Annotated in this window: 7 protein-coding genes and 5 tRNA genes; all 12 read right to left on the bottom strand. The window is 50.8% G+C overall.

Annotated features, from left to right (window positions below; translation table 11 throughout):
* Positions 1 to 118: 118 nt before the first annotated feature.
* A tRNA-Met gene (locus HMPREF1246_RS03810) sits at positions 119 to 195 on the bottom strand.
* Between the two features lie 5 nt (positions 196 to 200).
* Positions 201 to 276 (bottom strand) — tRNA-Thr (locus tag HMPREF1246_RS03805).
* Between the two features lie 3 nt (positions 277 to 279).
* Positions 280 to 355, bottom strand: a tRNA-Met gene (locus tag HMPREF1246_RS03800).
* 4 nt (positions 356 to 359) lie between these two features.
* Positions 360 to 444, bottom strand: a tRNA-Tyr gene (locus HMPREF1246_RS03795).
* A 23-nt stretch (positions 445 to 467) separates the two neighbouring features.
* A tRNA-Thr gene (locus HMPREF1246_RS03790) sits at positions 468 to 543 on the bottom strand.
* 141 nt (positions 544 to 684) lie between these two features.
* Complete coding sequence (locus tag HMPREF1246_RS03785; RefSeq protein ID WP_014129084.1) at positions 685 to 1488, bottom strand: undecaprenyl-diphosphate phosphatase; 804 nt, start codon at positions 1486 to 1488, stop codon at positions 685 to 687.
* 188 nt (positions 1489 to 1676) lie between these two features.
* The gene (locus HMPREF1246_RS03780; RefSeq protein WP_009015197.1) at positions 1677 to 2777 is read right to left on the bottom strand and encodes a 6-phosphofructokinase; all 1101 of its coding nucleotides are present in this window, start codon (positions 2775 to 2777) and stop codon (positions 1677 to 1679) included.
* 12 nt (positions 2778 to 2789) lie between these two features.
* The gene (gene brxF, locus HMPREF1246_RS03775) at positions 2790 to 3251 is read right to left on the bottom strand and encodes a BREX-3 system P-loop-containing protein BrxF (protein WP_021736741.1); all 462 of its coding nucleotides are present in this window, start codon (positions 3249 to 3251) and stop codon (positions 2790 to 2792) included.
* Between the two features lie 171 nt (positions 3252 to 3422).
* Entirely contained in the window at positions 3423 to 4121 is a 699-nt protein-coding gene (gene sigH / locus HMPREF1246_RS03770; protein ID WP_009015195.1) for an RNA polymerase sporulation sigma factor SigH, read from the bottom strand.
* Positions 4122 to 4133: 12 nt separating this feature from the next.
* A complete protein-coding gene (gene rlmB / locus HMPREF1246_RS03765; protein ID WP_021736740.1) occupies positions 4134 to 4883 on the bottom strand; it encodes a 23S rRNA (guanosine(2251)-2'-O)-methyltransferase RlmB in 750 nt (249 codons plus the stop codon).
* 88 nt (positions 4884 to 4971) lie between these two features.
* Entirely contained in the window at positions 4972 to 6156 is a 1185-nt protein-coding gene (locus HMPREF1246_RS03760; RefSeq protein WP_009015193.1) for an FprA family A-type flavoprotein, read from the bottom strand.
* A gap of 168 nt (positions 6157 to 6324) precedes the next feature.
* On the bottom strand, positions 6325 to 6555 hold a 231-nt coding region (locus HMPREF1246_RS03755), incomplete at its 5' end, for a transposase (protein WP_196800418.1).

Here is a 6555-nt window from a genome sequence, read left to right as displayed (position 1 = left end):
GACATGGGGTTTTGTTCTTTCAAATTTCTCTTTAGCCATTTGATTACCTCCCAACGCTATGCTTGGTTTTTGAAAAGATTTTAAAAGAGCCCCGCTAGAAACGGGGCTGACTAAACTATGGTAGCGGCGCACGGATTTGAACCGCGGACAGGCCGGGTATGAACCGACTGCTCTAGCCAACTGAGCTACGCCGCCATGAGTGGAGCTGATGACCAGAATCGGACTGGTGACCTTATCCTTACCAAGGATATGCTCTACCGACTGAGCTACATCAGCATATGGTTGCGGGGGCTGGACTTGAACCAACGACCTTCGGGTTATGAGCCCGACGAGCTACCAACTGCTCCACCCCGCGATATTGGTGGAGGGAGAAGGATTCGAACCTTCGAAGCCAGAGGCGGCAGATTTACAGTCTGCTCCCTTTAACCACTCGGGAATCCCTCCACGGATTGTCATTACGAATAAATTGGAGCTGGCAAAAGGAATTGAACCCTCAACCTACTGATTACAAGTCAGTTGCTCTACCTATTGAGCTATGCCAGCCTCTGAATCCGTAACGTAGAGAATTATACCGGATGAAGAAGGAAATGTCAAGCCGCTTTTAAAAAATTCGTTTCTTTTTTTACAAACCTTTTAAAACTGACATCCCATCTGGTTTTAACGGCAATCGATCCATACCTTTTCTCAGCAGTAGAAATACCAAAGGGTAAAGAGGGCGAGCAAAATGCGGTAGACGGCAAAGGATTTAAGTGTCGACCGGTTCAGGAACCCAATGAACCAGAGGATGGAAAAATAGGCAACTGCAAAAGCCACGGCAAATCCCAGGCCAAGGACGGCGAAATCGCCGCTGGAAAGGGCCGAAAGATTTTTCAGGAGTTCATAGAGGCAGGCTGCCACCATGATCGGAAGGGCCATGATAAAGGTGAAATCCGCCCCGGCTTTGCGGCTGACCCCTACTAACAAGGCCCCACCAATAGTAGAACCGCTGCGCGAAAAGCCCGGCCAAAGGGAAAGGAACTGATAGAAACCAATATAAAGCGCCTGCTTCAAGGAAATATGGTCCACATCCTGGACCAGTTCGGCCTCATGACCGCGGATCTTTCGCTCCGCAGCCATCATCAGGAGGGCCCCTAAAACAAGGCCAATGGCAACCGTAAAGGGAGAAAAGAGATATTTTTTGATAAAGGAATGGACGAGGAGAGCGAACGCCATGGTAGGGATGCACCCTGCAAGAACATGATAGGCACTCAGCCCTTTTCCCAGCTGCCAACCTTCTTTGGTGAAGAAACGGGCAAAACGTCCGCGATAAAGGACGAGGACAGAAAGGATGGCCCCTAACTGGATGACAACATCAAAGATCTTGGCCAGATTGCCATCAAAACCGATCATGTGTCCTACAATGATCATATGCCCCGTTGATGAAACAGGGAGAAATTCCGTAAGACCTTCCACAATCCCAAGAATCAGGGCACTTAGCATATCGCTCATGATTTTTCCTCCAAAAAGTTAATTCTTATCGTGCAATGTTGCCATTATACCCCTTTCCCCCGGTGAAAGAAAGAGCCAAACTTTAAACTTTCTCAAAACATTATGAGGGCCTCCACAGCCTTTTTTTCATCCCTTTCAAGCATGAAAAAAAGAGCTGCCAACATGCACTGCAGCTCTTTTCATTGAGGTCAATCCCCAAAGGAAATCCCAAGGTTCCTCCCTGCCCTGATAAGATCCGAATCAAGCGGTACCTGATGAGGTTTTCCCGCTACTTCTTCTATTGGGATGCGGACAATCTCCCCACTGGACAGGGCAACCATCACATTATAGGCCCCGGCAAGGCAGGCTTCCACGGCAGCCGAGCCATAACGAGTCGACAGGACACGGTCAAAGGCAGTCGGCGAACCGCCGCGCTGGAGATAGCCCAAGATTGTACAGCGAGCTTCGATACCCGTCTTCGCCTCGATTTCGTCGGCAAGTTTATTGCCCACGCCGCCCAGGCGCACCTGTTCAAAGCTATTTTTCACGAGACGGGCGACCGTCATCTTACCGCCCACTGGTTTGGACCCTTCGGCAACAACAATGATACTAAATTGCTTTCCTTGAGCCTGACGGGCCTTGACCTTCTCAATGACAGACTCGATCCGGTAGGGGATTTCCGGGATCAAGATTACATCAGCTCCGCCGGCAAGGCCGGAATGAAGGGCAATCCACCCCGCATAGCGCCCCATGACTTCAAGGACCATGACGCGGTGATGGGATTCTGCCGTGGTATGAAGGCGGTCCAATGCCTCTGTAGCCATCGCCATCGCTGTGTCAAAACCAAAGGTTCGCTCCGTCCCCGGCAGGTCATTATCAATGGTCTTGGGAACGCCGACGACATTGACCCCGCAGAAACGGTGCAGGTCATAGCCAATCTTGAGGCTTCCATCGCCGCCAATGACAATGAGGCACTCGATGCCATGGGCGTTGAGGTTTCTTACGACATCATCGCGCCGGTCCTCATAAATGACATTGCCTGCTGCATCTTCACCAGCCGCATAATGGAAGGGATTATCCCTGTTTGTTGTACCAAGTACCGTCCCGCCGCGCGGCAGGATACCCGATACATCCGCCATGGACATTTTTTTCATATCATCCTGGATAAGCCCATGGAAGCCGTTGCGAATGCCATAGATCTCATAGCCATGGGTCACGGCCGTCTTCACGACGGCACGGATGACGGCATTGAGGCCAGGGCAGTCACCGCCTCCCGTAAGGACTGCCAGGGTTCCTCTTTTTTCTGCCATAAGGAGCCCCTCTTATTCTACCGTCCAGAGGGTGTAGTCAGCCGCGCTGATACGGATGGATTCGGTCCCGTCAAATTTATCATAGCAAAGGAGCCCATCCTTCACATATCCCGGCCAAGCAATGACCACTGTAAAGGCGCGCCCCAGTTCATCGAGGACGCTCTTGGGATCGATATTGAAGACAGGGATAAAAAGGGTCTGGATTCGATCCAACATGACCACATCGCCATGATGGCTAAGAAGTTCATTTTTCAGGACTTCCGGCGCGTTGACGCGTCTTTCACTGGGAAGAAGCTTCAGGAAATCTTCCGTAATAAGCAGACGGGTATCAATATAATCCCACCCCTTTGTTTCGGCTGCTTCACGCAGGACCTTGCTCTTACCGCTGCCCGGTTTGCCCGTCACAACAAGGACCTTGATTTCTTTTTCTGCCAGGCCTTCTACTTCTTTCAGGAATTCATCAAATTGACTCATGCGAATCGCCCTCCTTATAAAATGGTGCACCCATTGCTTTTTATTCTCTTGCCATCTTATTTCGCCGATATGCCAGCGTTTTCCTTTAAAGTGGTGCGGAAATTCTCTTTTTTCTGCCTTTGCTGTCCATATTGTATCATATAGTTCAATCTCTTTCAGCCACCTGTTTCCTTATTTGTGGAGCAGGTGCTCCTTGGCGGCCATGAGGAGGAGCCCCTTGTTGAGCGTGGCAAGGTCGAGTTCATTTTCCCTTGTGGAAAGGAACTTCTCCAATTTGCGTTTTACCCGCTGGAGCGCGTTGTCGATGGACTTTGTACTGCGTTCCATCTCGCTGGCAATCTCCTGATAACTTTTGTTGTCAAGATATGCGCACAAGGTTTCCCACTCCATGGCGCTCAGCATGGCTAAGACGTTCTTTTCAATATCCTTGAAAGCCTCCTGGTCTACGATGAGGTTTTCCGGGTCAACGCTGCGGCTGCCACCAAGCATATCCATCAAGGTCCGTTCCTTGCCGTCATCATAAAAAGGCTTATCGAGTGAAACGTAGGAATTAAGCGGCCGGTGCTTCTGCCGATTGGCCCCCTTGATGGCAGAAATGATCTGTCGGTTGATGCACAGCTCGGCAAACACCTTAAAGGACGCCTTTTGGTCAAAGCGATAATCGCGGATGGCTTTAAATAGGCCAATCATCCCTTCCTGGACGATATCATCCCGCTCCGCACCAGCCATATAGTAAAGGGACGTCTTTTTTTTCACCAGTTCCTTATAGCGAGCAAGCAGGATATCCTGGGCTTTCCCGTCCCCTTCCTCCTGGATCCTTTTTAAAAGGACCTCATCGGAAGGGCTCACTGCAGCCGGTTCCTTGGCCATCCCATCGCCTCCTTACGCCTTGCGGGCACTGATGATGCGCTGCCTTGTAATTTCATATAAGAGGATGCCGCCTGCAACGGAAGCATTCAGGGACTGGACCTGTCCCAGCATGGGGATGCGGACAAGAAAATCACAGTTTTCCTTCACAAGACGCCCTACGCCTTTGCCCTCGGCACCGACAACAAGGACCAAAGGTCCGGTCAGATCGGCATCGAAATAAAGGTCCTTGCCATCCATATCAGCACCAACAATCCAAAATCCGCGCTTTTTCAGGTCTTTCATGGTCCGGACAAGATTGGTCACGGAAACGACGGGTTCATGTTCCAAGGCACCGGCTGAAATCTTTGCCACAACCGCCCCCAAAGGAGCACTGCGACGCTGGGGAACAATGACAGCATCGACACCGGCGGCATTGGCCGAGCGGATAAGGGCACCAATGTTCTGAGGATCCTGCAGTTCATCGAGAAGGAGCAAAAAAGGGACTTTTCCCTTTTGGGCCACCCCTTCCAGGACCTCATCAAGATCCCGAAATGCGACAGCAGAGCCAACGGCCACGACGCCTTGATGACGCACGTCAGGGCTTAAGCGGTCCAGGCGCTCCTTATTGACGCGTTCCACCGCCACATGGCGCTTGACACAGAGGGAAAGGATTTCTTCGAAGCTTCCCCCATGGCCGCTTTCAAGGACCAGGACTTTTTGAATGGGCCGCGTGCCGCGCAGGGCTTCCCTGACGGCATTGCGGCCAGCAATGATATCGGACATAACGGCTCCTTTTCCTAGGAAAACAAAGGAGCTGAAATCATTGTCATCATGGTTTCAGCTCCTTCTTACTTCTTACAGACCGAAAGGATTACTTGCTGGACGCAGCAATCTTTTCAGCAAATTCATAGCCAAACTTTTCAGCAGCCTTGATTTCTTCCGGCAGGGGGCGCCACTTGCAGGTATAGCCAGGCAGAAGCTCCATCCCGCTTGCCGTGATCGCGTCTTCCAGTTCCTTTTCCGCACCGCCGGCCCAGCCATAGGTTCCAAAAGCAGCAGCCTTCTTATCCGTCAGCTTCATGCCTTTGAGGTACATCATGAAAGCACCCATGGTCGGCATCATCACGCAGTTCTGCGTCGGAGAACCAACAAGGATAGCCTTTGCCGTCAGGACATCGCTCATGATGGCGGCTTTCTGCTCGCTCGTATAGCGGTACAGTTTAACACGCATCCCCTGGGCTTGGATGCCATCCATGATGGCCGTTGCCATGGCAGCCGTGCCGCCCCACATGGTGTCATAGACAATGATGATGCGGTCAAGGGCCTTCCCCAGGCTCCAATCTTCATAAAGCTTCAGGATCTCTTCGATATGGCTGCGCCAAATGCTGCCGTGGCAGGAGCAGATCATGCGAAGCTTGAGACCCCGCACGGCCTTTACCGCGTTCGGGATGAGTTTCCGGAACGGGGTCAGGATGTTGGCATAGTAGCGCTGCGCTTCATAGAACATGTTCTCGACTTCCGTCTCGTCATCAAAGCGCTTGGAGCAGCAGTAATGCTGACCGAAAGCATCGCTGGAAAAGAGGATTTCTTCTTCCGGGCAGTAGGTCACCATGGAATCAGGCCAGTGGACCATGGGGATGGGAACAAAGGTCAGGCTCCGTTTCCCAAGGCTGATGCTTTCCCCCTTCTTCACGATCTGGCAGTTGAAGATATCGCCGTAGTGTTCCTTTAGTTCCGTGGCGCCCTGAGGCGTAATGAGGAACGTGGCATTCGGGCATTTCTGGGCAAGCAGCGGAAGTGAGCCGGAGTGGTCCGGTTCCACATGGTTTACGACAATGTAATCGACCTTCTGGGGATCGACGACTTCACTGATCTTATAAAGCTGGCGTTCTGCAAAAGGGGCCTTGACGCCGTCGATGAGGCAAACTTTCTCATCCATGATAAGGAACGAGTTATAGGTAACGCCCCGTGGTGTCGCAAAGCCGTGGAAATCAGAGCAGGTCCAATCGCGGATGCCCACATCAAAAATATCTTTGGAAATTTCTTCCGGTTTCATGGTTTACACCCCTCCGTATCGGTTAGTTATATCTATATCTAAGTTATTATACTATGACTTTCCTATAAAAACAATTTCAGGGAATAAAATTTTATCGGCCATGATGCCCTTTCATAAGAAAAAGGGTTCTTTGTCAAATGTTGGGGTGCCCCACAACTAAATCGCCTTTTAGGAACTCGGCAAGGCATTTGCCGAGTTCCTTTTTTGCCAATTCACATAGAGAATCCGGTTCCTAAATCTGTTGAAATCACGCATTCCAAATGCAACTCTCTTAACCGTCTTAATCAGGTTGTTACAGCCTTCTGTGAATCCATTGGAGTATGGCTGGATAATTGCTTGAATAATTGCAGCCTCCCAATCTTTAAAAGATCTTAAAATTCCTTTAAAAGCATCTAAGTT

The sequence above is a fragment of the Acidaminococcus sp. BV3L6 genome (assembly GCF_000468835.1).
In the GTDB taxonomy this organism is placed as follows: Bacteria; Bacillota; Negativicutes; order Acidaminococcales; family Acidaminococcaceae; genus Acidaminococcus; species Acidaminococcus intestini.
This window is presented reverse-complemented; position numbering and strand designations above follow the sequence as displayed.